The 23,757-nt window shown below is 64.5% G+C and carries 27 protein-coding genes; 15 read left to right on the top strand and 12 right to left on the bottom strand.

What is annotated here, in order from left to right; genetic code table 11:
• Positions 1–97 precede the first annotated feature (97 nt).
• Positions 98–1,735 (top strand): hypothetical protein, encoded by a 1,638-nt coding sequence (locus GRS80_RS12460; protein WP_160047844.1) that lies wholly within the window; start codon positions 98–100, stop codon positions 1,733–1,735.
• 107 nt (positions 1,736–1,842) lie between these two features.
• A complete protein-coding gene (locus GRS80_RS12455) occupies positions 1,843–3,111 on the top strand; it encodes a DNA double-strand break repair nuclease NurA (RefSeq protein ID WP_160047843.1) in 1,269 nt (422 codons plus the stop codon).
• A gap of 3 nt (positions 3,112–3,114) precedes the next feature.
• Here the strand turns inward: GRS80_RS12455 and GRS80_RS12450 are convergent, their stop codons facing one another.
• Positions 3,115–3,465, bottom strand: coding sequence for a hypothetical protein (locus GRS80_RS12450; protein WP_149080633.1), 351 nt, complete (start codon positions 3,463–3,465; stop codon positions 3,115–3,117).
• Positions 3,466–3,708: 243 nt separating this feature from the next.
• Between GRS80_RS12450 and GRS80_RS12445 the strand changes: the two genes are divergently transcribed.
• From GRS80_RS12445 to GRS80_RS12430, 4 genes are all read left to right on the top strand, one after another.
• Positions 3,709–4,317: an ArsR family transcriptional regulator gene (locus GRS80_RS12445; RefSeq protein WP_160047842.1), complete on the top strand. Its 609-nt coding sequence runs from the start codon at positions 3,709–3,711 to the stop codon at positions 4,315–4,317.
• A 154-nt stretch (positions 4,318–4,471) separates the two neighbouring features.
• The gene (locus GRS80_RS12440) at positions 4,472–6,322 is read left to right on the top strand and encodes an ATP-binding protein (protein ID WP_160047841.1); all 1,851 of its coding nucleotides are present in this window, start codon (positions 4,472–4,474) and stop codon (positions 6,320–6,322) included.
• 2 nt (positions 6,323–6,324) lie between these two features.
• A complete protein-coding gene (locus GRS80_RS12435) occupies positions 6,325–7,071 on the top strand; it encodes a DUF4013 domain-containing protein (RefSeq protein ID WP_160047840.1) in 747 nt (248 codons plus the stop codon).
• A gap of 105 nt (positions 7,072–7,176) precedes the next feature.
• Positions 7,177–8,223: a DUF5787 family protein gene (locus GRS80_RS12430; protein ID WP_343161558.1), complete on the top strand. Its 1,047-nt coding sequence runs from the start codon at positions 7,177–7,179 to the stop codon at positions 8,221–8,223.
• A gap of 28 nt (positions 8,224–8,251) precedes the next feature.
• Here GRS80_RS12430 and GRS80_RS12425 read toward each other — a convergent pair whose 3' ends face one another.
• Positions 8,252–8,755: a DUF5797 family protein gene (locus GRS80_RS12425; protein ID WP_160047839.1), complete on the bottom strand. Its 504-nt coding sequence runs from the start codon at positions 8,753–8,755 to the stop codon at positions 8,252–8,254.
• Between the two features lie 92 nt (positions 8,756–8,847).
• The gene (locus tag GRS80_RS12420) at positions 8,848–10,179 is read right to left on the bottom strand and encodes an MFS transporter (protein ID WP_160047838.1); all 1,332 of its coding nucleotides are present in this window, start codon (positions 10,177–10,179) and stop codon (positions 8,848–8,850) included.
• A gap of 255 nt (positions 10,180–10,434) precedes the next feature.
• Between GRS80_RS12420 and GRS80_RS12415 the strand changes: the two genes are divergently transcribed.
• From GRS80_RS12415 to GRS80_RS12400, 4 genes are all read left to right on the top strand, one after another.
• Entirely contained in the window at positions 10,435–11,730 is a 1,296-nt protein-coding gene (locus GRS80_RS12415) for an RNA-guided endonuclease TnpB family protein (protein WP_160047837.1), read from the top strand.
• 76 nt (positions 11,731–11,806) lie between these two features.
• Entirely contained in the window at positions 11,807–12,064 is a 258-nt protein-coding gene (locus GRS80_RS12410) for a hypothetical protein (RefSeq protein ID WP_149080627.1), read from the top strand.
• Positions 12,065–12,169: 105 nt separating this feature from the next.
• Positions 12,170–12,478 carry a transcription factor S gene (locus tag GRS80_RS12405; protein ID WP_160047836.1) on the top strand — a complete coding sequence of 103 codons (309 nt, stop codon included), beginning with the start codon at positions 12,170–12,172 and terminating at the stop codon, positions 12,476–12,478.
• A gap of 201 nt (positions 12,479–12,679) precedes the next feature.
• A complete protein-coding gene (locus tag GRS80_RS12400) occupies positions 12,680–13,384 on the top strand; it encodes a helix-turn-helix domain-containing protein (protein WP_160047835.1) in 705 nt (234 codons plus the stop codon).
• Between the two features lie 47 nt (positions 13,385–13,431).
• Here GRS80_RS12400 and GRS80_RS12395 read toward each other — a convergent pair whose 3' ends face one another.
• The 4 genes from GRS80_RS12395 to GRS80_RS12380 form a co-directional block, all read right to left on the bottom strand.
• Positions 13,432–14,382, bottom strand: coding sequence for an ABC transporter permease (locus tag GRS80_RS12395; RefSeq protein WP_160047834.1), 951 nt, complete (start codon positions 14,380–14,382; stop codon positions 13,432–13,434).
• Positions 14,379–15,461, bottom strand: a complete 1,083-nt coding sequence (locus GRS80_RS12390) for an ABC transporter ATP-binding protein (protein ID WP_160047833.1) — start codon at positions 15,459–15,461, stop codon at positions 14,379–14,381. Before GRS80_RS12390 ends, GRS80_RS12395 begins: the two co-directional genes overlap by 4 nt.
• Before the next feature lie 246 nt (positions 15,462–15,707).
• Positions 15,708–16,511: a methyltransferase domain-containing protein gene (locus tag GRS80_RS12385; protein WP_343161557.1), complete on the bottom strand. Its 804-nt coding sequence runs from the start codon at positions 16,509–16,511 to the stop codon at positions 15,708–15,710.
• 4 nt (positions 16,512–16,515) lie between these two features.
• Positions 16,516–16,887: a nascent polypeptide-associated complex protein gene (locus tag GRS80_RS12380; protein ID WP_160047832.1), complete on the bottom strand. Its 372-nt coding sequence runs from the start codon at positions 16,885–16,887 to the stop codon at positions 16,516–16,518.
• A gap of 151 nt (positions 16,888–17,038) precedes the next feature.
• On the opposite strand from GRS80_RS12380, the gene GRS80_RS20430 reads away from it, so the two are divergent.
• Positions 17,039–17,182 carry a hypothetical protein gene (locus GRS80_RS20430; RefSeq protein WP_200840383.1) on the top strand — a complete coding sequence of 48 codons (144 nt, stop codon included), beginning with the start codon at positions 17,039–17,041 and terminating at the stop codon, positions 17,180–17,182.
• Between the two features lie 140 nt (positions 17,183–17,322).
• On the opposite strand, the gene GRS80_RS12375 is transcribed toward GRS80_RS20430, so the two are convergent.
• Positions 17,323–17,811, bottom strand: coding sequence for a PUA domain-containing protein (locus GRS80_RS12375; RefSeq protein WP_160047831.1), 489 nt, complete (start codon positions 17,809–17,811; stop codon positions 17,323–17,325).
• Positions 17,812–18,059: 248 nt separating this feature from the next.
• Between GRS80_RS12375 and GRS80_RS20425 the strand changes: the two genes are divergently transcribed.
• Positions 18,060–18,224: a hypothetical protein gene (locus tag GRS80_RS20425; RefSeq protein WP_200840382.1), complete on the top strand. Its 165-nt coding sequence runs from the start codon at positions 18,060–18,062 to the stop codon at positions 18,222–18,224.
• Positions 18,225–18,290: 66 nt separating this feature from the next.
• Here the strand turns inward: GRS80_RS20425 and GRS80_RS12370 are convergent, their stop codons facing one another.
• Together GRS80_RS12370 and GRS80_RS12365 are read right to left on the bottom strand one after the other, a co-directional pair.
• Positions 18,291–18,788, bottom strand: coding sequence for an NYN domain-containing protein (locus GRS80_RS12370; protein WP_149080622.1), 498 nt, complete (start codon positions 18,786–18,788; stop codon positions 18,291–18,293).
• A 64-nt stretch (positions 18,789–18,852) separates the two neighbouring features.
• Positions 18,853–19,686: a M48 family metalloprotease gene (locus GRS80_RS12365; protein ID WP_160047830.1), complete on the bottom strand. Its 834-nt coding sequence runs from the start codon at positions 19,684–19,686 to the stop codon at positions 18,853–18,855.
• 422 nt (positions 19,687–20,108) lie between these two features.
• Here GRS80_RS12365 and dapA point away from each other — a divergent pair, with 422 nt between their 5' ends.
• The 3 genes from dapA to GRS80_RS12350 all read left to right on the top strand — a co-directional run bounded on the left by dapA (position 20,109) and on the right by GRS80_RS12350 (position 22,751).
• Positions 20,109–21,035 carry a 4-hydroxy-tetrahydrodipicolinate synthase gene (gene dapA, locus GRS80_RS12360; protein ID WP_160047829.1) on the top strand — a complete coding sequence of 309 codons (927 nt, stop codon included), beginning with the start codon at positions 20,109–20,111 and terminating at the stop codon, positions 21,033–21,035.
• Complete coding sequence (gene dapB, locus GRS80_RS12355) at positions 21,032–21,850, top strand: 4-hydroxy-tetrahydrodipicolinate reductase (RefSeq protein ID WP_160047828.1); 819 nt, start codon at positions 21,032–21,034, stop codon at positions 21,848–21,850. Before dapA ends, dapB begins: the two co-directional genes overlap by 4 nt.
• Positions 21,851–21,914: 64 nt before the next feature.
• Positions 21,915–22,751, top strand: coding sequence for a 2,3,4,5-tetrahydropyridine-2,6-dicarboxylate N-succinyltransferase (locus GRS80_RS12350; RefSeq protein ID WP_160047827.1), 837 nt, complete (start codon positions 21,915–21,917; stop codon positions 22,749–22,751).
• A gap of 124 nt (positions 22,752–22,875) precedes the next feature.
• On the opposite strand, the gene GRS80_RS12345 is transcribed toward GRS80_RS12350, so the two are convergent.
• The gene (locus GRS80_RS12345) at positions 22,876–23,217 is read right to left on the bottom strand and encodes a type II toxin-antitoxin system PemK/MazF family toxin (protein WP_160047826.1); all 342 of its coding nucleotides are present in this window, start codon (positions 23,215–23,217) and stop codon (positions 22,876–22,878) included.
• The gene (locus tag GRS80_RS12340) at positions 23,214–23,564 is read right to left on the bottom strand and encodes an Rrf2 family transcriptional regulator (RefSeq protein ID WP_160047825.1); all 351 of its coding nucleotides are present in this window, start codon (positions 23,562–23,564) and stop codon (positions 23,214–23,216) included. The genes GRS80_RS12345 and GRS80_RS12340 overlap by 4 nt, the downstream gene beginning before the upstream one ends.
• Between the last annotated feature and the right edge of the window lie 193 nt (positions 23,565–23,757).

Raw genomic sequence — 23,757 nt, 5'->3', positions numbered from 1 at the left:
TCGGTTGAGTGGTTTCGGGCGACGGAAACCCCAGACGCGCGTTCGAGCGGATGGAAACTCCCACGTCCGCTCGACCCCACCCCAGCCCGCCCCCACCATGGTCCCCTCCCCGCCCACCGGTCAGTCGAGACGCCTCCGTACCGCACTCGAGCGCCGATTCGGTATCGACCCGCGCGCGCTCGTCGCGTTCCGCGTCGCGCTCGGAGGCGTCCTCCTGTTCGACGTGTTCCACCGGGCTCGACACCTGACGGCGTTTTACACGGACGACGGCGTTCTCCCCAGGGACGTCTCCCTCGAGGCGTACGGTCTGGACGGCGTGTACTCGATTCACGCGTTGTCGGGTGAGCCGTGGTTCCAGGCGCTTTTGTTCGCCGCGACGGCGCTACTGGCGGTCGCCCTGATCGTCGGCTACCGGCCGAGACTCGCCACCACCCTCGCGGTAGTCCTGGTCGTTTCGGTCCACGTCAGAAATCTGTACGTCCTGAACGGCGGGGACAGACTGTTTCGCGAACTGCTGTTCCTGGCGATCTTCCTCCCGCTCGGGAGCCGGTGGGCCACGGGGGCGCGGTCGACCGACGAGAGCGAGTCGGACGAGACGACTCGATCGGCGGCTACGAACCAGTCGAGTGACACACACGGGGCGGGTTCGACCGATCGGCGGATCGCGACGCCCGCGACCGCGGCCGTCTTGCTCTACATCGTCGCCCTCCTGGCAAACAACGCGGTCCACAAACTCGAGGGCGAGACGTGGCTCGGGGGCGACGCGTTGGCCTATGCGCTCGCACAGGACCACATGACGATCGTCCTCGGCAACTCCCTCGCCACTCGGCCGATTCTGCTCGAGGCCGGCACGTACGTCTGGCTCGGATTGCTGGTCGGATCGCCGTTGCTTTTCGTCTTTGCGGGACGGTTCCGGATCGGCTACGTGGCCGTCTTCCTGATGACGGTCGTCGGCATGACCGTTTCCGTCGCCGTCGGCCTCTTTCCGCCGCTTCTCGCGGCGGCGATCCTGTTGTTTCTCTCTCCTCGAGGCTGGGACGTCCTCGAGTCGGCCGCGGGAGCCACGAGCACGCGACTGTCCGCGAGAGGACGACGGCTCGAACGCCACGCGAAACGAGGTGTCACCGGCGCGCGGCGACGGAAAACCGCGTTTCGGGCGGCCCGTCCGTTCCCGGGAACGCTGGCCGGAGACGGTACGCTCGAGCGCCTCCACGGACCGACAGAGCGCGGTCGCGAAACGTTCGGTCGGATCCGGACGCGGGTCGGTCCCGCCGTCCACGCGTGCGTCCTCGTCGGCATCGTCGTGTCGACGCTCGGAACGTTCGGATACGCGCCCGTCTTCGAGCCGGTCGAAACCGTGGATCCAGCGGAACACCAGTGGGAGATGTTCGCCCCCGATCCAACCCCGAGTTACGGCTGGTACGTGGTGACGGCCGACCTCGAGGACGGTGCGGAGGTCGACGTGATCGGAGCGTCGGAGTATCGGACGGAACCACCGCCCGACGCCGCCGAAACGGTTCCCGACTTCCGATGGCGTCGCTACCTCGTCACCCTCGACCGAAGCGACGTCCGCGACGAACGGTTCGCGGCCTCCGTCTGCGAACGGGTCGACGCCCGACACGACGCGGCGGTCGAGAGCGTGACCGTGACCTACACGCACCAGCCGATCGAACTCGAGGGGGAGAACCCGGAGTCCGACACGCACGCGATCGTCGAGAAGCGGACCTGTTCGTGAGACGGTCGACGACAGATCGAACATCGCGCTCGAGGCCGACGACAGTCCGGATCGCGTGCCGGCAAAATGGCGCTGGATTTTTGCGGGTGCGCTGGGAGCGATGGGTCATGACCCTCGATCCGGTCCACTTCGACGGCATCGCCCAGCTGGCGCGGCGGATCGACCACGGTGCCGACGAACGCGACCGCCGGGCGTTCGCCGAGACCGTCTGGGCGGAGTTTCTCGACCCGCTTCGGTCGGACGGGCGGACCGTCCTCGAGCCGGTCGACGAGCAGTCGCGCCGCGTCGTCGACTGCGAGGAGATCGCACTCTGTGAGCCCGAGTTCCCGACCGAACACGGTCTCGACGCGGGGACGATCAACCCGACGACGTTCAAAAACGGCCTCGTGATCGACATCGCCCAGGCGGCGATGAGTTCGACGCCCTCGGACCTCGAGTTACACCGGTCGCGAACGACGGTGATGACGGTCCACTCGAACGACGAGACGATGACGGTCGACGAGACGTGGGGGAAGTTCGACGAGGGATACAGCCGAAGTCGGGCGGTGAAAGTGCCACAACTCCCCCGCTTTGCGGAGGGCGTCGTCCACGCACTCGCGCTGTATCTCGCCGAGAGCAGACACGCCCTGGATCACGCCGAGGACGTTACGGATCTGCTCGTCCTCGACGGCCCGTTGTATCCTCGCGGATTGCTTCGCTGGACCGACCAGCATCCCGACCTGGCCGACCTCTTGCTCGAGGACCCGCGACCGACGACGGTCCTCGAAAACTACGTGCGACTGGTCGAAGAGTTCGTCGACCGGGACGTGCCGCTCGTCGGGTTCGTCAAGAATCCCGCGACGCGGGTCGTCACGCGGACGCTGAAGTCCGACCGAAGCGTCGACGTCAGCGTTCCCTGGGCCGACGATACGGCGATGTTCACCCGCTTACTCGAACGCGGCGAGTACGTCGACGACGTCGACGGCGAACGCTGGGAGCGTGAGACGTCCACGCTCTCGTATACGAACTGGTTCCGGTCGCGTGGCGGCGTCGATCGCCCGCTCTCGATCGAGGGCGACGCACTCGGCGTCGACCGGCGACTCGAGCCGGCGGCCTACGAGGTCACGTTCTTCGTGGTCTACGATCCGCGGGACGACCTGGTCTACCGGATCGAAGCGCCGTACGCGTTTACTCGTGATCCCGAGGTGCGCGAGCGGTTGACGAGACAGGTGCTCCAGGACGTCGCCGTCGCCCACGGACCGCCGACGATCGTCGCGAAGGCGGACGAACTCGCGCGGATCGGCCGCTCGGAGAAACGGTCGCTCCGGGAGACCCTCGAGACGCAGTTCGAGACGAGCCAGCGACGGAACTACGACGACCTCCGCTGGGATGTGTAGCGATCACCCGTAGTTTTCGGCCTCGATACTCCCGTTTTCGGTTTCGAATTCGACGTCTGTGGGATCGAGTCCGATCCGGGCGAACTGCGTCCTGATGTGTTCTTTGGCACACTCGAGGGCCTGCTCGCGGGTGTCGAACCCGCGAGGCATCGGGGATTCGAACGCGAGATTGATCTCCCGGCCGTCGACGACCTGGACCGTCCCGCCACTCGAGACCTCGTAGAACTCGTCGCAGACCCAGACGTACGCGGCGTCTTCGTCCGGTGCGCCACGGAACGAGGGTGCCTGCTCACCTCGTTCGTACAGTGTTCCGGTCAGGTCGGTTCCTCCCGCCAGACCGCGTACGATGAGCATGCGTCATCCTACGATCTCTGAACGCAAAAAGCCCGTGACCGAACTCGAACGAAGAACTCGGAGCGACGTTGAGACACCGGCGGTGAGCGAATCCCGCTGGTGAGACGGAGTAATGTAATCATTTATCGCCACAATGAGCCGTTCAGAGTCGGGTATTCCCGGACTACGGGAGTTGGTGCTGGGTTACCGACCCAAATCGTTTTGGAAGCGGGCTTATCCTCGTTGCACTGGTGTGTATCGATAATGAGTTCGGACGTTCATCACGGCGGCGACCGATCGCCCCCGAATAGTGTTCCGGCCGAGCGGTACGAGATCCTCGGTCACCCGCGTCGCCTCCATCTGCTCGAGATCCTCGACGAGCGCAGTCACCTCTCGCTCGCCGAGCTGACGACGGAGCTGATCGACAGAGAAGGGATCGACGGCCCCGTTGGAAAGGCACGCCACGAGGTCCGGATCGATCTCGTCCATAACCATCTTCCCCGTCTCGCCGAGTTCGGACTCGTCGACTGGAGCATCGAAGACGGCGTCGAACTCGTCGAGGAACCCCCGATCCGTACCGGCGTCGCCGGAGCGTTGATCGAAGAGTACGGCGCCGAGTCGGTCGACCAGCTGTTCGATCCCGTCCGTATCCGTCTCCTCCAGAAGCTCGATTCGTCGGACCGGCCGATCTCACTCGAGCAACTCGCGTCCGCGCTCGCCGGCCACGGGACCGGGAGCCTCGGTGACACGACGGAGTCGAAGATCGCCCTCCACCACAATCACCTTCCCGCGCTCGCCGACCTCGGCATCCTCGAGTACGACCGCGAATCCGAACTCGTCACCCTCTTTGAAGACGTCCCGTTCGACGCCTGATCGCCGGTCGCCGCCGTCTGGATCTCTGCGGACGAACGTCGCGGGTTAAATGCGCTTCGAACTCGAGCAATCGCTGACACTCGGTGTTATCCCTCTGATATCTCACCCGATCGGGAGGGAAACGCGTTTTAGGAACCGGTCGGATTGCATGAGTATGACCGATCTGGGCGACTTCGGCGATTTCGATGCCGGTTCGGACGGTTCGTCGCCGTCGTCGACCGCTCCCGCCGACTCGAGTGCGGGCGAGGAGGCGACGAGCGACGACTCGAACTCGGCCGACGTCTCGACGGAACGCGACGAATTCGAGCGGACGGCCGTCGAACCCCGCGGCGACGACGTCGGGATCGGCGCACTCTGTGTCTCCCAGGGCCTGCGCGTCGCCGAGGACGGCGAGGACACTGCGTTGCGGGCGTACGTCACCCGCGGCAACCGATCGTCGATCCGCATCGGGAGCTATCTGCTCGCCCCCTACCCCGACGGAGAGACGCTCTTCTGTCGGATTACGGCCCTCGAGTACGCCCAGCAGTATCACGCCGACGACGCGACGGAGATCCACGCCCGGCGAGCGATGCGCACCGACGAGATCGAGGAGGCCGACTACAAGTTCGTTGCCGCGCTCGAGCCGGTCGCCGTCCTGTATCAGGATGACGGCGAACTCAAACGGCGGATGACCGACCGCGTGCCGAAACCGCAGACGGTGATCCGGACCGCCGACGACACCGAGAAGATCAAGACCGGACTCAAGATCCCCGACGAGGGCGTCTTCCTCGGCCACCTCTCGGTCGGCGGCGAGAAGGTCAGGACGGCCGCCACGCCACCGACGATCGACTACCGGCTGAAAGACGACTACGACGCCGGTGATCCACTCGCGTTCAGACACACGCTGATCGCCGGCGGCACCGGATCGGGGAAGACCCACGGCGCGAAGAACGTCCTCCGGCAGTTCCTCGCGGACGAACGGACCTACCCCATGCCCGACGGCCGCGAGGTCGGCCCGGCGGTCGTCCAGTTCGATCCCCAGGACGAGTACGCCCAGATGCACGACGACAATCCCGACCTGGACGACGCATTCGCTCGACGCCTCGAGCGCGAGGGGGTCGCCTACGGCGGCGTCTCGGAGACGACCGCGTTCGTCCCGAAGATCGGCTCGGCGACGTACTCGGCGGGCCACCACCGCGCGGAACAGGTCGAGTTCACCATCCCGTTCGCGATGGTCCACGACAACCCCTGGCTCGTCGCGGGAAGCGGGTTAAACGACAACCAGTACGGCGCGCTCGTGAGCGTGCTCCTCCCCCGGTTCCGGGACCAGTACGGCCCCGGCGGGACCTACCAGGAGTTCACGACGTTCCTCGACGACCCCGCCCTGCGCGAGGAACTCGACGAGTCCGGGCGGGTCCACGAGGCGACGTTCGACGCCGTCCGCCGACGCGTCCTCGGTTTCGGCCACGTCTTCGACCAGGACGCCCGGCCGATCACCGATCTGATCCACGAGTTCGTCCGTCCAGGCGGACTGACCGTCGTCCCGACCTACCACATCAACGACACGCGGGCGACCGAAGCCGTCGTCCTCGCACTCTCCTCGCTTTTGATCGACGAGAAGCTCTCGAACGATCCGAGCTACGACCGGATCAAGGAGACGCCGCTCGTGCTCGGAATGGACGAGGCCCACAACTTCCTCACCGACGCCGACAGCGTCCAGGCGGGCAAGGTCATCACAAAGTTTACCGAGGCCGCCAAACAGGGCCGCAAGGAACGGCTCGGGCTCTTTCTCATCACGCAGGACCCCCAGGACATCGACGACGCCGTCTTCAAGCAGATCAACACCACGATCGTCCTCAACCTGGGCGACGAGGACGCCATCAAGAGCGTCAACATCCCCAGCAATCTCGAGTCGAAAGTGCCGTACATGGAGAAAGGGCAGATGGTCGTCTACTCGCCCGACAACTCCGAACCCGTCGAACTGATCGGCCTCCCGCACTGTCTGACCCGCCACGGGCGGGACTGACGATGCTCGAGGACGCGTTTCGCTACCCGTTTCGCGGCGACCCAATCCGGCGGACCGCTGTCGGGAGCCTGCTCGTCCTCGGCTCCGTGTTCGTCCTCCCCGCGCTCGTCCTCGCCGGCTACGGCGTTCGCGTCCTCGAGACGACGCTCGAGGGCGAGGCGGAGCCACCGGCGTTCGACTCGTGGTCTGAGCTCGCCACGACGGGCGTCGGGGCAGTTGCGATCTCGCTGGTCTACCTCCTCGGGCCGCTCGTCGTCGGGGGGGTCCTGGGGGTGATCCTGGCTGCCGTCGGCTACTACGCGCTCCAGACTGTGGCACCGGTTCTCGCCGGTTCCGAAGCGCTCGTCTGGGGGACGAGCCTCGTCGTCGCACTCCTCACGGGAGTGGTGTTGCTCGCGGGTACCGCCATGACGTTCGCGATCTACTACGCCTTCCCGGCCGGCATGATCAACTACGCGCGGACGGGTCGTTTCCGTGCCGCGTTCGATCGAAACGCGCTGTGGCCGGTCGTCACGAGCGGCGAGTACCTGCTCGCGATGGCCGTGTTGCAACTGCTCCCGCTCGCGGCTCCCATCCTCGTCGTCACCGCCGTGATCACGGTCGTCGGCGTCGTCTTCGTTCCCGCGATTCCGTTCGTCGCCGCCGTCGTCTGCCTGCGGCTGCTCGCCGTCGCCGCAGTCCGTGCGAACACCGGAGACCGATCGGTCGAGTCCGCACCGATCGGCGGTCGTGCATCTCGCCCGGGGTGAGCGTCGGAGCGCGCTCGAGGCCGTCGATCCGGTCGGAGAACAGGCCGCCGCGAGACTCGAGTTCGATCGGAGCACACTTGCCGATCGAACGCCAGCCACAGGACAGTGACCGAGGGTTCGCGAAGCGAGTTCGCGTTCGAACTCCGTACCTGTCGGTGGGCCGAACGCAACTGGCCGCTCGACGGGTCGACCGAGCACACGGCATTCGTCGCCCGCCAGTTGGGGACGAAACGCCGCCGCTGGGACACGCTCGTCCTCGAGTGTGACCCCGACGCCCTCCACGAGCGTGCGAACTTCGGCCCGGAACGCCTCGACGGCGACCTGCTGTACGTCGTCCGTAACGCGCCCGCCGACTGGGCGTACTACCGCGACGGACTCCCCCACCCTGGCTACCCCTGGCGGTACGTCCGCGAGGCGATCCATCGCGCCGACGAGCGCGGAATCCTCGAGACCCGGCGGGACGGCAACCGCATTCAGATCCGCCGAAAGTGGGCGTATCCAGACTGGCTCGAGCGGATCGTCGCCATCGAGAACAAGCCGGATCTCGACGCGAGCGCTGCCCGCTCGCTGGGTCGACAACTCGAGTACGACGTCGCGACGGGGCTCGCCGACGAGGTCTGGGTCGCCACCCGGAAAACCGGTGAGCGCGTCGAACCCGTCTTGCTCGAGGATCTGCCGATCGAAGCCGGCGTGCTCGCACTCGAGCCCGACGCGCTCGTCGGGGAGGTCGAGTGGTACCCTCGGACGCTTCCGGTCGACGAACCCGGAACGCGGATCCTCGAGCGCCCGGAGGGCGACGGCCGGGACGCCTCGGCGGCCCGGTTCGAGTACGTCGATTCGGAGGAGAAACGCGAGAAACGCCTCGAGATCGCCGAGCGAGCCTACGAACGGGGCTGGCGATCGTTCGTCGAGACGATGCGTCCCGACTGTCGTCACTTCGAGCTCCGAGCCGTCGACGGGTCGCAGTTGACGCCCCACTGTAGAGCGAAGAATCAGACACAGACCGCCGCCGAGTGCTCGAGCACCTGCCCTCACGTCGAACCGGAGCCACCCACCTGGCGGACGAAGGGGTGGCCGATCGAAGGCGGGCCGGGGAAACGCTGTCGACAGTTACTCGAGAAGCGACGCCGGCGACGGCGTCCGGGACTGTAGCGACGCGGCGAGAATTCCGCACGCGGCGTCAATCCGAGACGCTGACCTCGAGTTCGTCTCTCGAGACGGCGAGTCGGAACGTCGGAACGGTCCGGTACTTGACCTCGACGACGCCCTTGCGGCGGAGACTCTGGAGGTCCGAGCGGACGTCCTCGGCCTCGGCGTCGACGTCGAACTCGTCTCTGAGTTTGTGGAGGACCGAAACGACGCTTTCGGACTCGTCGTCGTGACCGGCGAGCACCTCGACGATCCGCGCTTGCCGTTCCGGGACACGGATCTTCGACGGAGCGCCGCCCTCTTCTTCCCCGCTCTCGACGCCTGGTTCGACGTCGACGAGATCCGCCGCCTCGGCCGTCGCGCGGATCAGGCTGTTGTCGTCGCGAAAGTAGTAGTCCCCCAGCTCCCCTTCCAAGTACTGGTGGACCTCGCTGCCGCTTTCCATCCCCCACCGTTCCTGTAACTCGGCGTTTTTCGTCGGCTGTAGCTCCACCACGTCGGCCAGCCGTTCCGTGGCCTCCTCCGAGAGCGTCATCGTCGGATCGTACGCGGATCCGCTACTTTTGCGTTGCGTCCCGTCGCGCTCGGCGAGCGATACGATCTCCGGTAATGCTCGCTTCTCCCTGGTCAGTCACTACCGACGATCGGGACTGACGCGCTGGTCTCGAGGGTCTCCTCGATCTGCGTATAGACCAGAACCGCCCCCAGCGTCGCGAGGGCGGCCCCGAAGACGAAGGGAGTTGCAAAGCCGTAGCCGATCAGCGCGCCGGAGGCCAGCGGGCCGACCGCGATCCCGAACCCGAACGCCATCGTCAGGATCGACAGCTTCGAGCCCGACTCGCCCTCCCCGGCGAGGTCGCCCGCGAGCGCGAGCGCCGGGGCGAACACCATCGCGCCCGCGATCCCTTGGATCAGTCGCGCGAGAAACATCGTCTCCGAGGTCGGGACGAACCCCTGGGCGAGCGTCGAGGGGATCAACAGGAGCATGCCGCCGACGATGAACGGTCGCCGACCGTACCGATCACAGGCCCGCCCGATCGGCGTCTGCAACAGGATCTGGGCGACGATGAACCCGGCGAACTGGAGGCCGAACCAGGTCGATCCCTGCTCTAAGCGTGCGTTCACTTGCGGTTGAATCGTCGCGAGCAGTGCGATCGAGGCGGCCATGAAGAGCGACGCGACGCCCAGCGTGAAGATCGGATCGAGCAGGTGTTTGCCCGACGGATCGCGGATCGCGATCGAGAGGTCTGCGCCGGCGTTCGCCTCCGTCCCCTCGGGATCGGTGATCAGCACGGTCACGAGCAGGTAGCTGATCGCCGCCGTGATCGCGGCGATGGCGAAAGCCGCCTGGAACCCGCTCACCGTCAGGCCTGGAAACGAGAACGACACGGCCCCGAGCCCGTACACCGTCAGCTCCGGAACCGAGTACGGGCCGAGGTTGACGACGGCTCCGGCCGCGACCGGGCCGGCACCGAAGCCGACCAGCCGAAAGGTGTTGTAGACACCCATGTTCCCGCCCCGGTCGCCCGTCGTCGCGAGTTCGTTGACGAGCGCGATCGACGCCGGGACGATGAACGCGACGCTCACTCCCTGGAGTCCACGGATCACCACGAGCGAAACATACGACTCCGCGAACAGGTACGCCAGATTCGTCGCCGCGAGCCCGCCGAGTCCGAGCAGGATGAACGGTTTCCGTCGGCCGATCCGGTCCGAGAGCCGACCGGTAAACGGCTGAAAACTACTGTTGAGAAAGCCAAACAGCGAGAGGACGATCCCGATGATCACCGCCTCCTCGAGACCGAACGTCGCACCGCCGACGACGTCGCTCGCAACGTACAGCGGGATGACGATGATCAGAAACGAGTTTCCGATTCCGTCGGCCATTCGCGCGAACGCGAGCGCTAACACTCGGCGGTCGACGACGAACTGCGCGACGACTCGACGGAGGATCTCCCGCATCGCCTCGTATCTGGGCTACCCCGCCCGATTAGTATTTCGAACCGAAATACACCCGTACCGTCCGCGGAGCGGACACTCAGTCGAACCGACGACGAACTACCTACAACAGCGAGAGAGTCCCGCCGTTCACGGCGGGCGTGAATCGCGTCACTTGGGACTCTTCCACCGCAACTATGCCGACCGGATATTCACCACTCTGTTCACTTTCACTCCGGTTGGATTGCCTTTATATCACTACAGAACAATAGGCTACGTATGGCGAATCGGGTCACTCGCACCTACGTTGCGACCATTCGCAACCACCGACAGGTGTGCGAGGACCTGGATTCGCTCGGGTTCGCCGCCTCAAAACTCTGGAACGTCGCTCGGTGGACGGCCGATCGGATCTGGCACGAAACCGGTCACGTTCCAGGCCATGCCGAGCTGTCCGCGTACCTCAAGAATCACGAACGCTACGCCGACCTCAACGCACAGTCGAGTCAGCGAGTTATCCAAGAACTCGCTGAGGCGTTCCAGTCGTGGTACGCGAAGCGGCAGAACGGCGACGAGACGGCGAACCCGCCCGGCTACCGAAAGCGTGGCGACGAGCACCCGCGGTCGACAGTCACGTTCAAAGAGGACGGCTTCAAACACGACCCGAAACACAACCGCGTCCGGCTCTCGAAAGGCCGCAACCTCAAAGAGCATTGGTCAGACTTTATTCTCTGCGAATACGAACCCGATCCGGACGCAACCGTCGAGAACGTCCAACAGGTTCGCGCCGTCTGGAACGACGCGAGAGACGAGTGGGAACTTCACCTCGTCTGTCGCGTCGAACTCGAGGACGTCGATTCGCCCGGCGAACGAACCGCCGGCATCGACCTCGGGATTAGCAACTTCGCCGCTGTCTCCTATGGCGACGAGACAGACCTCTATCCAGGCGGGGCGCTCAAAGAAGACGAGTATTACTTCGCCAAGGAACGTGCGAAGTGTGACGACTCGAGGTCGAATGAGGCCCGCCGACTTGACCGAAAATGGTCGAACCGGAGAACGCACTTCTTGCACACGCTCTCGAAAACGATCATCGAGGAGTGTGCGCGTCGTGGCGTCGGCACGGTCGCCGTCGGAGACCTCTCTGGTATTCGCGAGCGTGAGAACGGCGAGTCGAAAGACTGGGGATCGAAAGGCAACCAGTCACTCCACCGGTGGGCGTTCGACCGATTCATCACCATGCTCGAGTACAAGGGCGAAGAACGCGGAATCACCGTCGAGACGGTCGACGAACGAAACACCTCGAAGACGTGTGCGTGTTGTGGCCGCAAGGACGCTAGTCAACGCGTCGAACGCGGTCTGTACGTCTGTGAGGAGTGTGACACCGTCGCCAACGCCGACGTCAACGGAGCCGAAAACATTCGATGCAAACTCGAGGACGCGAAAGTACCTCCGAGTCCGACGGACGATTCGTCCGTGGATAGGAGTACCGGCTGGATGGCACAGCCAGCAGTCCACCTGTTCGATCGCGAGAGCGGCCGGTTCACACCGAGAGAACAGGTCGCCGACTGCAAACCATAATATCCCAACGCCCGGGAAACCTCGGCGTTCACGCCGAGGAGGATGTCATAAGGACTCCGCCGTCGTCGGTTGAGCCGTGACTGGGGAGATCAAACTCAACGAAGTCGAATCGGCGTTCGAACGACTCGAGTACCCCGTGACGAACGACGCGGCGGCGGCCGAGTTCGACGACGTCACGTTGTTGCTCGCAGACGGCGAGCGAAATCTCGGCTCGCTCATCGAAGCGAGCGACGCCGAGCGCTTCGAGTCGACCGACGACCTCGGGAGCGAACTCCACAACGTCTTGCCTCGCGAGGCGGTCGGCGAGCCGTTTCAGTCGGAAGGCGAGGGCTAGTGGCATCCACCGCAGCGATCAGCGATGCGGCCGGGACCGACGGATGGTCGACTCGAGATGGTAAACGCGTCTCTTAAGTTACCTGGCGGACGTATCCCGGATACCATGGAATTTTGCGACGAGTGCGGTTCGATGATGAAAGCCGAGGACGGCATCTGGACGTGTGGAAGCTGTGGCTTTACGAAGCCGAAAGGCGACGCCGACCAGTACATCGTCACGGACAGCCAGGAAGCCAGCGAGATCATCGAGTCCTCCGAGGAGACGTCGTTGCCCGAGACCGACGCCCACTGTCCGGAGTGTGGCAACGACCGCGCCTACTGGTACATGCAACAGATCCGCTCGGCCGACGAGTCCGAGACGCGGTTTTTCATCTGCAGCGACTGTGAGTACAAGTGGCGCGAGGACGACAACTAACACGACGTCGATTAGCATCGGTCGGTGTCGACGCCGATTCGGGGTACACATCACCACTGGCGACGAGTCCGGTGGGCGTCTCTGTTACTCCCGAATGCGGGGAAGAGACGCCGACGGCGATACCCCAACAGAGCCGACGCTCGAGCGTGTCGGTTCGCGCGAATTCGAGTACTATAATTGATGCCATCCACGCGTTGACGTATGGGTTTCGTCGCCGAATACGAGATCACGTGCGAGCATCTCCCGCTCGTCGAGGTCGCAAACGCCGTCCCCGAAGCGACCCTCGAGATCGAAATTGGGCCGGACCAGGGCGGCCACCCGCCGTTTATCGTCTACGCGACCGGCGGCGAGAACGATGCCGTAGAGCAGGCGTTCGACGACGCTGCGTTCGTGGGGCTGTATACGCTGGCCGGGCGGACGGGTGGAACCGCCCGCTACAAAATCCAGCCGGCGATCGGGATGGACGCGTTACTCGGTAACCACGTCGACGACCTCTCGGCACTCCGCGGGCTCGCCAGAACCGACTCCGTCATCGATCGGATTCGGGTGACGACCACCGGCTGGATCCAGACCGGCTGGTTTGCGGACAGAGAGACCCTCGAGGAGTTTCAGGCGTTCTGGCGGCGAAACGGTGAGTTCACGCTCCGACGGCTCACCCCCGACGGAGACGCCGACGACTCGAGCGACGGGCTGACTGACCGTCAGTACGAGGCGCTTCGAACCGCCTACGAGATGGGGTACTTCGAAATTCCACGAACGACGTCGCTCCGAGCGGTCGCTGGCGAACTCGACATCACCGCGCCGTCGCTGTCGGAACGCCTTCGGCGGGCGCAGACACACCTCGTGGAAACCACTCTTTCCGAAGTCGACACACCTTCTCGTTCCCGTCAGCGGAAACGACACTGACGCCGCCTCCGAAAGACGGCGTTCGTTTCTCGGCGACGGGAGATCCGTTACCGGACGTCGGCCTTCCAGGCGTCCCCGACGAGCCTGCTCGCGACCGCCCCCGTGACCAGCGCGAAGCCAAGGAGGACGGCGACGGACGGAACGACGGTATTCCAGAGTCCCGCGAACGCGCCGACGTCGAACACCGACAGCACGTCCTCGCCGAGCATGAACGCCCGGATCCCGTCGACGCCGTAGGTGACCGGATTTACGACCGCGACTGCCTGGATCCAGCCGGGAAGCACCGAAAGCGGGAGAACGGCGCTCGAGACGAACAGCAGCGGAAACGTCAGCAGGTTCGCGATCAGGATCGTCGCCTCCTCGTCTCGCGTCGCGAGCGCGACGACGTTGGAAAACGCCACGAAGACGAGGCCGAAACAGACGGCGATACCGACGATACCGACGACGCCGACGACGCCGACGACGCCGGTCTGCAGGTACGAATCGATCGACGTTCCGGTGGTATACCGGAGCATGACGTACCCGAGCACCAGGATGATCATCGTCTGGACCGCGATCCGGAGCAGTTCCGAGAGAACCTTCCCCAGGAGCATCGCGGTCCGATCGACCGGCGAGACGAGGATCTTGTCGAACATCCCGGTTTCCATGTCTTTGACGAGACCGATCCCGGAGACCGCCGCCGCGGCGAGTGCCGACTGGATCACGATCGCTGGCGTGAGAAACGTCACGTACGCCACGTCGCCGTCGTACGCCCCCGCGAGTGCGTTGTCGGCGACGGCACCGAGAACTGCGGCGATCAACACGAAGAAGACGACCGGCTGGACGAGCGAAGAAAACGTCACGAAGGGGCTGCGCGATGTTTTGACGAGCCACCGCTTCAGCGAGGTCAGCGTATCGCCGACGAACCCGTTTCCCGACCTGCGCGGGCGGTCGGCCGGCGCTTGGTGTTCCTCGACGTCGCCCGAGCCCCCGTCCGACCGATGTGACGCAGGGCTCATCGAACGACCTCCCGGCCGTCCTCGAGCCGTGAATCCGTCGTTCGCTCCGCCGGCCGTGAGTGATCGGAGTCGTCACTACAGTCCGGAGCATCGCCGGTGATCGAGAGGAAGACGTCGTCGAGCGTCGGCGACCGGACGTCGAACCCGGTGACGCGAACGTCGGCCTCGTGGAACGCGATCACGAGGTCGTGGGCGACGCGACGGGCACGCTCGGACGTGATCCTGAGACCTGCCTCGGTCGTCTCGAGTGACCCGTCGTCGACCGCGTCCGTCTCGTGGACGACGCGTGTCGCGCGCTCGAGCCCTCGAGCGGAGCTGTCGGCGAGCTCGAGTGCGAGGACGTCGCCGCCGACACGGGATTTGAGCGCGTCGGGCGTGTCGCTCGCGACGATGCGACCATCATCGATCACCGCGAGTCGATCGCAGAGCCGATCCGCCTCCTCGAGGTACTGCGTCGTGAGAAAGACGGTCGTTCCGGCGTCGTTGAGCCGTTCGAAGTACTCCCACAGTCGACGTCTCGCCGCCGGATCGAGTCCGGTCGTCGGCTCGTCGAGAAACACAAGCGGTGGACGGTGGACCAGCGCGGTTGCTGCGTCCAACCGCTTTTTCATCCCACCGGAGAAGGTCGCGGGCCGCTCGTCGGCGACGTCAGCGAGGTCGACGATCTCGAGGAGGTCGTCGATCCGGTCGGCCCGATCCGATTTCGAAACGCCGTACGCCTCGCAGGCGAACCGGAGGTTCTCGCGGGCGGTGAGTTCCTCGTCGACGCTGGTCTCTTGTGCCATGTAGCCGATCGATTCGCGGACGGCCTGCGGTTCGGTCCGCACGTCGAACCCGTTTACTCTGACGGTGCCCTCGGTCGGGTACAGCAGCGTGACCAGCGTCCGGATCGTGGTCGTCTTCCCCGCACCGTTCGGACCGAGAAATCCGAAGAACTCGCCGCATTCGACGCGAAGCGAGACGTCACGAATCGCTTCGGTTCCGTCGCCGTACGTAACCTGTACGTGTTCCGTTTCGATGGCCGGTACGTCCTCGCCCCGTGGTCGTGACGGCGAAGCCGTCGACGTTCCAGATTGCATGGCGGACCCGAAAGAAAGGGCGTGTGTCGGGTAACCGCTACCCTCGGCTGTAAGGCAGTACGACCTTCAACATCGACGTCTCCGGTCGGTCTCCGCTCTCTCGAGTCTAACGCCGTGGGCTCGAGAAACGACTGAACGCCAACCAGTGGCGAACAGCGAGTAGAGTCGTAGGTTTCCTGTCCGTCAGTGCCGGCACAGCCGCGACCCATGGGGTGGGGTGTCGGCCCATCGGGACAGCAATCCGTATCAGACGTTCCGGGCGACCGTCAGGTAGCCGGTGTGTCCCACCGGTGCGGTCGACGGCCTCGAGCCGCGGTCGTCGAACTGCATCTCGCGCTGGATAGTCTCGCGCGTGCGGACGTTCGCGAGGCCGACTTCGCGGGCCGTCTCGACCACCTCGCGAGTCGACTCGATGAAGGGGCTGTAGACCGCGACGAAGCCGCCCTCGACGAGCAACTCAGGGGCGTGTGTGACCGCGTCGGCCGCATCGCCTGTGTCGAGTGTGAGCACGTCGAACGAGGAAGGCTCAAGGTCGCCGACGTGCTCGAGCAGGTCGCCGGTGCGGACGTCGACGGCGTCTTCGATGCCGCCCAGTGCCATGTTCTCGCGGGCGACGTCGGCGAAGTCGGCGTCGCGTTCGTAGGTCACGACGTCGGCACCGGCGCGGGCCATCGACGCCGCGAGGACGCCCGTCCCGGTTCCCGCATCGAGGACGCGGTCGCCCTGCGCGATTCCCGTCTCGCCGATAACCAGTCCGATATCGCGGGGTACCATCGGCGCGCCGGTGCGCTCGAAGTGATGAAAGAGATCCGGTCCCCGCAGTCGGCGCACCTCGAACGCGTCGCCGAGGTGCGTCTCGACGGTCTCGCCGGCTTCGACGTCCGTGGGCACCTCGAGGACGCCGAGGTCGGTGCCCATCTCCTCGCCGGGTTCGACGAGGAACTCGCGGTCGCCGTGGACGAGTAAGACGGGGACGCGGTCGCTCGGCGTGTCGCCGTCGCTGTCGTCACCGTCGTCCCGAGTCGCCCCGGCATCGGTCTCGTCGCTCACGCAGTTACTCGAGGTCGCTGATCGCGGCGGCGAGGTCGCCGTCGTTGTCCTCGAGTGCCCCACGGGCCTCGTCCTCGCTGACGTCGGCGCGGGTCGCGACGAGTTCGACGTCGTCGTCGGGGATCGCCGATCCGGCGTCGTCGGTGTCTCCTCCGGTGCTTCCGGCCTCGACCTCCTCGGGCGAGCCGATAATCTGGTAGGTCTCCTGGCCGCGAGCGTCCATCTTGGTCACTTCCGGATCCCCGAAGACGAGATCGTACTCCTCGGTCCGGATGATGACCTCTTCGGCCTCGATATCGTCGACATCGATCCCCATCTGTTGCATCATCTGTTCCATCTTGCGCGGGTTGAGTCCGCCACCGCCTCCTCCAAACATACCCGACACGTCGACACCCGCAACCTTTTACCCTGCGGTCTTCGCTGCAGCTATTTCACCTACAATTAGTTATGACGAGAAAAAATTACTGTTGACGTTGAGCGGATCATACGGTATACTTTAGTTCGTCGAGTTCTCGGCATTACTCGAGATGACGAAGCTGAGCCACCAGAGCCAAGATCATCTAGAACGAGCGTTACAGACCGACGATCCATCCGAGAAAGACTTCTACGTCCGGCAAGTGATACAAGCCGAGGGCGTAGACCACCTTCCGATCGAGCCCGCCGAAGAGTAAGGGAGGTCCCATAACAGCCCGTATCGGAGAGGTTCTTCTCGACGTCCGGAGCTGCCCCGTCCGTCGATCGGCACACGGTGTCGACAGAGACGCGACGATACGTTCCGGTTGGCTCCGGTACTTGCGTACCCCAACCCGTCTCAGCCGCCTTCCGGTACGCCTTCCCGTACGTTCACGGCCATTCCCGTCTCGAAGTCCGCGATTGCCTCGGCGTCGAGTTGTGCTGTCCCGACCGCGAGCAACTCGCCGCGCTCGTGAACGACGAGGACCTCGTCTCCCGGCCGAATCTCCTCGCCCGCCTCGAGGACGAACTTCGAGAAGACGTTCTTTTCATCCCGGACGAACGGTTCGCTCTCGTCGTCGACGATCACGCGATAGGCCGGATGCTCGAGTACGTCGAGCAGCCGACGACCACCCTCGAGACCGAGAGTGAATCGGCCGTCGACGCCGAAGGAGACGATTCGGCCGTTCTCGGAGTGGACCTGCTGGGGCCGGCCCGACGTCGTCCGTTTGATCGACAGCGACTCCTCCGGTGGAAACAGCGCCTCGCCGGTTCCCGTCCCGAACTGATAGTCGGCGACCGTCCGCAGACTCGAGAGATCCGCACGTCCGTCGGCTGACTCGCTCATCGCATAGGAGTTCACCCGACGGGGCGAAAGCCCTTCGGTCGACTCCGGCGTCGACCGTCTCGGTCGCCTCCGTGTGTCATACGGTCTGCTGTAAATCGTTACCGGCGAAACCACGAGCCGTCTGTGGTTTCACCGGTAAACCGTTACAGCAATCCGTATCAAGCCACGCGGTTCGTCGAACCTGTCACCGACCGTGGCGTTCGGCCGATCATCGTTATTATATAGGTCGGACAAGTAATCGCTACCAGATGGACGTCGCGCAGATCGGTCTCGGTCTCGGTCTCCTGGCGGTCAGCAGCCTGACTTTCCTCGAGCCCACTGTTCTCACCTCGAACACCGTCGCCGCGTTGACCGGCCTCGCGCTGGTGATCGGGACGGTCGCAACGTTTGCGAGCGTAGCGCGAGAGACGTAGACGAACGCGCCACGAGAGCGCAGCGAACGTGCCACGGGAGATGTGACGTGATTCTCGAGCCAGCTGTCACAGCAAGAAGGTGTCGGTCCGTTCGCCCAGATCGAGAAACGTGTCGGCCTCGTCGATCAGTTCCTCGGCGGTCGAGGATTCGAACGCCATCACCTCGACCCGGACGCCCTCGTGGCGGAGGTGCGAACACAGCCGGGAGAAGTCGCCGTCGCCCGTACAGAGGACGATCGTATCGACGTGGTTGGCGAGCGTCACGGCGTCTAAGCTCATGCCGACGTCCCAGTCGGCCTTTTTCGTCCCGTCGGAGAACGTCTTGATGTCCTTGATCTTCGCCTCGAACCCGATGTCGATCAGCGCATCGAAGAAACTCTCCTCCTCCGGCGCGTCCGCACGGATGACGTACGCGATCGCACGGGTTAGCTGTCGGTTCTGTACGGCCTTCTCGAGCAGCGCGGAGTAGTCGATATTACGGCTGTGGAGGCTCTGAGCCGTATGGTAGAGGTTCTGTGCGTCGACCAGAACGGCGACGCGCTGCCCCGGGTGAATTTCCGTCACGACCGATAGTGGGTTCCCCTCCCGTAAAAATGCAACCGTGACCGGGCCGTGAGTGTGGGGTGGATCAGTACCGGAGTTTCTCGATTCGCTTCTCGGTCGGCGGGTGAGTCGAGAACACCTGCTGGAGCATGCTCCGATCGGCGTTGAAGATACACAGCGCGTTGACGCCGCTGTCATCGATTCGCGACTCACGCCCCTCGGCACCGCGGGAGATCTTCTCGAGGGCGCGAGCGAGTGGTTCGCCGGTGCCGACGTACTGGCGGGCGGTGTCGTCGGCGACGTACTCGCGGTACCGCGAGATGGCCATCACGAGGATCATCACGAGGAAGTTCGCGACGATCGAGGCGACCCACGCGAGGACGAAACTCGCGGGGTTGTTCTCGCCGATCGCCTGGACGGCGAAGAACACGGCGTAGCCGACGATGGTCGCGATCGACTGTCCGAGAACCATCATCACCGTGTCGCGGTTTTTGAGGTGGGCGAGTTCGTGGGCGACGACGCCCTCGAGTTCGTCTTCGTCTAAGATCTGCATGAGTTCCGTCGAGACGACGACGACGCCTGCACCCTTTCGACCGGTCGCGAACGCGTTGGGGACGCCCATGTCGGCGACCATCAGCCGCGGCTTCTCGAGGCCCATGTCCCGCGAGAGAGATTCGGTCATCCGGTGAACGCGGGCGTACCGTCCCTGGTCGGGCATGTCCTCGGCACCGGCGCTTCTGATCGCGAGCCACTTGCCGAGTTTGTATTGCCCCGCCGGCAACAGGACGATTCCGAGAACTACGAGCGGTGCCAGCGAGACGCCAAAGGCCTCGACGAGAAACCACGCCGCGACCAGATAGAGGCCGAACAGGATGCTTCCGACGAACGCCATCCGAAGCTGCAAGCCGGTCTTGTTCATGTACGCTACTCGGACACTCGAGCCTATAAATATCGTCGAAAGCGGATTCGAGTGATGATCTATTGATGAGTGAGAGTGAAAACTGCCGATCCGAGATACACACCGATCGAGGTGATCAGCTGTCGGTCCCGGTCGCACCACGTCCCGATTCGGCGGGCGTTCGTCACAGATGCCGAGAGAAGTCACAACGGATAAGTTCGTTCGGGTCCCTCTCTCGAGTATGTGCCGCGTCGCTCGTCCGAACGTCCGCGCTGCGGTGAGCGACGCCGCCCCCCGTTTTCCGAAACGTAAACGCGTCTGATTGTGCTCGAGGCGGGAGTGGCACCCCCGTCGCGGGCGCGTTTCGACGCGAAACCGCTCGACCGATAACCACGACCGACCAGCGAACCCACAGCTAACCAGCAACCGACAACGCACCCACAATGAGTTCAGAAATTGACTTCACGGGCGTCTTCCCGGCGATGTGTACGCCCTTCGACGAGGACGAACGAATCGACTACGAAACGCTGCAGGCCGACGCGCAACGGCTCGAGGCGGCGGGCGTCGACGGGCTCGTTCCCGTCGGCTCGACTGGCGAAAGCGCGACGCTGACCCACGACGAGCACGTCCGGGTCGTCGAGGCCGTCATCGAGGCCGTCGACGACGTCCCCGTCATTGCGGGCACCGGATCGAACAACACCCGCGAGGCGCTCGAACTCTCCGAGCGCGCCGCCGACGCAGGCGCCGACGGCCTCCTTCTCATCTCGCCGTACTACAACAAGCCCGAACAGCGCGGACTCGTAGAGCACTACCGGACGATCGCCGACGCGGTCGATCTCCCGCAGATCGTCTACAACGTCCCCTCGCGGACGGGGCGAAACATCGAGCCCGACACCGCGGTCGAGCTTTCGAGCCACGAGAACATCGCGGGATACAAGGCCGCAAGCGGCGACCTCGGCCAGATCGGTGAAGTGATCGAGCGCACCCGCGACGAGGAGTTCGCGGTGCTCTCGGGCGACGACGCGCTGACGCTCCCGATGCTCTCGGTCGGCGCGACCGGAGCGATCAGCGTCGCCGCGAACGTCGAACCAGAGCGAACCTGCGCCATGGTCGGCGCTGCACTCGACGGCGATTACGCGCGCGCCCGCTCGCTCCATCACGAACTCGGGCCGCTGTTTCGCGAACTGTTCGTCGAGACCAACCCCATCCCGGTCAAGGAGGCCATGCAGATCCGCGGCTACGGTCCCGCTCGCCTCCGCCCGCCGCTGTCCCGGCTCTCCGAGGAGTACCGCGACGACCTCGAAGCTATCCTCGCGGATCTCGAGGACGAGCCGGCAGAAGTCGCCGACGCAGCGGAGGGTGATCGATGACGGTACGGGTCGGCGTCACCGGCGCGACGGGCCGCATGGGCCAGGAAGTGCTCGCCGCCGTCGCCGAGCACGAGGGCTGTGAGGTCGTCCTCGCCGTCAATCGCGACCCCGATGGCGAGACGGTCGACGGCCTCGAGGTCGAGCCCGCAAGCGAGTTCGTCTCGCTGGTCGAAGAGCGTGAGCCGACCGCCGTAATCGACTTTACGGGCCCCGAGTCGGCCCTCGAGTACGCCGCCGCCTGTGCCGAGGCGGGCGTCCCGTTCATCACGGGCACGACTGGCTTCGAGGACGACGAACGCGAGGAACTCGAGGCTGCAAGCGACGAGATCCCCGTCCTCCACGCGCCGAACTTCGCCCGCGGCGTCCAGACGCTCGTCGACGTCGTCGGCGACGTCGTGCAGAGCCTCGCAGGCTACGACGTCGAACTCGTCGAAACCCACCACAATCAGAAACGCGACGCGCCGAGCGGGACCGCAAACCGGCTACTCGAGGAGATCGAAGCCAACGGCGACTTCGGTAGCGAGTCGCAAAGCGACTCGGAAGACGCGAGCGGCGATGAGCCGCGAGCGCACCGCAAGCACGGCCGTGAAGGCTTCGACCCGCGCGAGGAGGGCGAGATTGGCGTCCACGTCCTGCGCGCAGGGAACGTCACGGGCGAGCACGAGATCGTCATCGCGGACAACCACGAGGAGGTTCGGCTCACCCACCGTGCCGAGGATCGCGGCGTCTTCGCCGCCGGCGCGGTCGATGCCGCGGTGTGGCTCGCAGACCGCGACCCCGGAAGCTACGACTTCGCGGACGTACTCGCCGACTGAGCCGGCTCGAGTCCGGTCCGAATGGATGGAATTTTAGCCCTGCACCCGCCATCCTCGGACAGCCATGAGTACGCTCGAGAGCGAAATCGACGAACTGTGGGCGCGAAAGCAAGACGGCGAAGTCGACGCCGAATCGGCCGGCGAGGACGAACTGGCGACGCTCGAGGCCTTCCTCGAGGCCCTCGAGGCGGGCGAGATCCGCGCCGCCGAGAAGCGCGACGGCGAGTGGGAGGCCAACGAGTGGGTCAAACAGGGTATTCTGCTCAACTTCGGCCTGCGCGAGAACCAGGCCTACGACTACGGCGGCGTCGACCACTACGACGTCCTACCGCTGCGCGAGACCGACGACCTGGGTGCTCGGGGGACGCGAAACACGCCCGACGGGACGACGATCCGCCGCGGGGCCTACCTCGGCGAGGATTGTATCATGATGAGTCCCTCCTTCGTCAACATCGGGGCCTACGTCGGCGACGGGACGCTCGTCGACTCCTGTGACACGGTCGGCTCCTGCGCGCAGATCGGCGAGAACGTCAAACTCGGCGCGAACACGCTCATCGGCGGCGTCCTCGAGCCGGTCGAGAGCGCGCCCGTCATCGTCGAGGACAACGTCTCGCTGGGTGCCGGCTGCCGAGTCACCTCGGGCTTCGTCGTCGGCGAGAATAGCATCGTCGGCGAAAACACCCTGCTGACGCCCCGGATTCCGGTCTACGACCTCGTCGAAGAGGAAGTGCTGTACGGCGAACTGCCTGCAAATCGGCGTGCCTTTACCCGCTTCGTCGAATCCTCTGTCAGCGACCACGACCTCTTCGATGGCGGCGCGTACAAGCCCGCCGTCGTCGCGACCGATGTCGAAGAAGAAACGCTCGAGGCGACCGAGCGCGAGGACGCACTGCGGGAGTAACTACCCACCGCGGTCGCGGTTGCCATCGGTAAGGGCTCCTGTTCTGGCCGCAGTCGTGACGTGCGTATTGGTGTGTCGGCTGCCATTCTTTCATCCATCAGGAAACTTCGATCGAAATCGATACTCAGCGGTGCTCGAGACCGATATACGAGCCGAGCCGTCTGGAGACCTCGTCGACGAGTCGCTCGTCGAGCGTCGCGAGTTCGCGATCGATTCGGGCTTCGTCGATCGATACGACCGCCCACGGAAGGATCGAACTGTCTTTGGGAAGTCCACCATCGACGATATCGTCGTCGTCGATCGGAACGCGCTCGTCGTACCACGTTTTCGTCGAGAGCATGAGTGCGATATATTGCTCGCCGTGAAACGGCGTTTCGTCCGTGCCGATGAGCAACCAAGGACGACTGGCATCTGCACCCTTAAACGGATCGTCCGCAAAGACAATCGTTCCTCGGTCGTACGTCATTCGTTCGCTCGTTCGCTCGCTTTGATCCACTCCTCGCGATCCTCTTCCCCGTAGAGGTCGTCAAATCGCTGGATTGTCCGGTGGAACTGGTGCGCGCGACGCAGTCGCTCCGTGTCGTCCGTGATTGCCCAGTACGACCCCTTGTGTCGGACGAGATCCTGCTCCTTCAGCCGGTTGAGAACCGTCGAGATCGAGTTTTCGTTGACGTCCGCTCGCTCGGCGATCGTCGCCGCCTTCCACGCCTTGTCGCTGTTTTCGTAGAGAAACCGAAGTACCCGTTCGGCGTTGCTCGGCTCCTCGAGTTCCTCGGGAGCACGCTCCTCGAAGTCCTCGATATCGATCGACATACGAGAATCAACGATCCGTGTCGATAAAAGCGTATCCGTGGTACTAGTAGTGCGGAATGTATGTCTGTACTCTTTGTATCCTATGTATACAAACGGTAGGCGGTGGTGCAGAAGGCTTCACAAGGAAGTGGTAGGACGAATTTGATGTGTCCAGCAGCAAAGCCGTCCTACCGGATAATGATACGGTCGCACA

Source organism: Natrialba sp. INN-245, from assembly GCF_009807105.1.
In the GTDB taxonomy this organism is placed as follows: domain Archaea; phylum Halobacteriota; class Halobacteria; order Halobacteriales; family Natrialbaceae; genus Natrarchaeobius; species Natrarchaeobius swarupiae.
This window is presented reverse-complemented; position numbering and strand designations above follow the sequence as displayed.